This is a genomic window from Microbacterium sp. Bi128 (genome assembly GCF_918698205.1).
In genome coordinates this window covers 1-2,079 of the sequence record NZ_CAKKMM010000907.1, presented here as the reverse complement: position 1 = coordinate 2,079, position 2,079 = coordinate 1, and the positions used below count along the sequence as shown (strand labels likewise).

The window sequence follows — 2,079 nt, the reverse complement described above, 5'->3', positions numbered from 1 at the left end:
GCCGCGAACCCCGGAGGCGTGGCGGCGATCGTCGCCGGCGGGCACCGGGTGGGCAACCATTCCATGACCCATCCGGCATTCACCGGGCTGCCCGACGCCGGCATCAAGGACCAGGTCCGATCGGCCGAACAGGCCATCCGGGCGGCCGGGGCTGACCCGCGGCCGCTCTTCCGGTTTCCCTTCGGCGACCGCGACGCCAGGACCATCGCCACGGTCAACAACCTCGGCTACCTTCCGGTGCGCTGGAGCGTCGACACCCTGGGCTGGAAAGGCACCAGCGGCGGAGCGACGGCGCGGCTCGTCGCGGACCGCGTCCTGGCGGGCCTGCAGCCGGGGGAAATTGTCCTGATGCACATCGGCTCCAACCCCGACGACGGCACCACGCTGGACGCCGCTGCCCTGCCCCAGCTGATCAGCCGCATCCGCCAGGCCGGCTATGGCTTCACCACCCTCGACGCACTCCTGGGCTAAGGGCGGGCCGAACGCCACTGTCGCGGCGCACTGATCGCTGATAGGACAGGGCCATGACGGAGTCGCCCACAGTTGCCGCCGCGCTGGCTCCCGTCGATGCCGTGATCTTTGACCTCGACGGCGTCGTGACCGATACCGGCGAGCTCCGCGCGGCAGCTTGGAAACAACTCTTTGACGACGTCATGACGGACCCCCGGCTTCCCGCTGACGCGCGGCGCGCGCCCTTCACGGACGATGACTTCGCACGCTGGATCGAGGGCCGGACCTGGGAGGACGGCGTGGCCGCATTCCTGGCCTCGCGCGGGGTCCCCATTCCCCGCGGCTCGCCCGCGGACGGCCCGGACGAGTGGACGGCGTTCGGACTCGCGCAGCGCCAGAACGGAATTTTCGAAGCCATGCTCGCGGGCCGGCCCGTGCCCGTTTTCCCCGGCACCGTGGCGCTGCTTGAGCGGCTCCGGGCCGGGCGGATCCCCGTGGTCCTCGCCACCTCCAGCCGGAACGCCGCCGCGATCGTGGCCGCCGCGGGCCTTGGCGAGGTCTTTGACCACATCGTGGATGGCCAGACGGCCCTGGACCACGATGTCGCCGGAATGCCGGCGCCGGCTTTGGTCCTCGAAGCCGTGCGCCGGCTGGAGATCACCCCCGCCCGGGCCATGGTGATCGCGGACGCCGCAGCCGGCGTGGAAGCCGGGCGACGTGGGGGATTCGGGCTCGTGGTCGGCCTCGACCGGGCCGGGCGGCGGGCTGCGCTGGAAGCCGCGGGCGCCGACGTCGTGGTTGAAGACGTCAGCGAACTGGACATCGGGCTGGTCATTACGCACCCGTGGCTGCTGGTGTACGAGGGTTTCGATCCCGCCCACGAAGGGCACCGGGAGGCGCTGACCACGCTCGGCAACGGCTACCTCGCCACCCGCGGCGCCGCCCCGGAACACCGCGCGGGGGACGCCCATTATCCCGGCAGCTACCTTGCGGGCGTCTACAACAGCGTCGCGAGCGTCGTCCAGGGCGTAGAAACCGTGGATGAGCACATGGTTAACATCCCGGACTGGCTGCCGCTGGATGTCCGGGTGGGCGACGGTGCGTGGTGGTCCGGCGGCGGCCTGACGCTCCGCAGCGAGCGGCGCACCCTGGACCTCAAGCGGGCCCTGCTGAGCCGGGAAGCACTCGTGGCGGACGACGCCGGACGGCAGCTTCAGGTACTCCAGCGCCGGCTCGTGTCCATGGCCGAGCCCCACTTGGCCGCACTGGAAACCACGCTGACCGCCGTCGGGTGGAGCGGGTCCATCAGCATCCGCAGCGGGTGCGACACCGGCGTGACCAACTCCAACGTGCCCGAGGACGCCCAACTGGCCAACCGGCACCTGACAGGGGTGGCGGTGTCCTCGTCGGAGTCTTCGTCGGAGGACGGTTCGGACGCTGCTGAGCTGACGGTTCAGGTGCAGACGTCCGGGAGCAGGATCGGGATCGCCCTGGCACTGCGGACCCGGATTTCCGGCGGCGGGGTGCCCGTCGGGGCCGGCGCAATTCCCGAGGTGGCAGGAGGGATGTACAGCCACCGCTTCGAGCTGCAGGTCACTGACGGTATCCCCGTCACGGTCACCAAGGCAG

At 70.9% G+C, this 2,079-nt stretch carries 2 protein-coding genes; both read left to right on the top strand.

Annotated features, from left to right (window positions below):
- Positions 1-471 (top strand): polysaccharide deacetylase family protein (locus LQV45_RS27870; RefSeq protein WP_230010127.1); only part of this gene is annotated, 471 nt, incomplete at its 5' end.
- Between the two features lie 53 nt (positions 472-524).
- Positions 525-2,079 (top strand): HAD family hydrolase (locus LQV45_RS27865; RefSeq protein WP_230010125.1); only part of this gene is annotated, 1,555 nt, incomplete at its 3' end.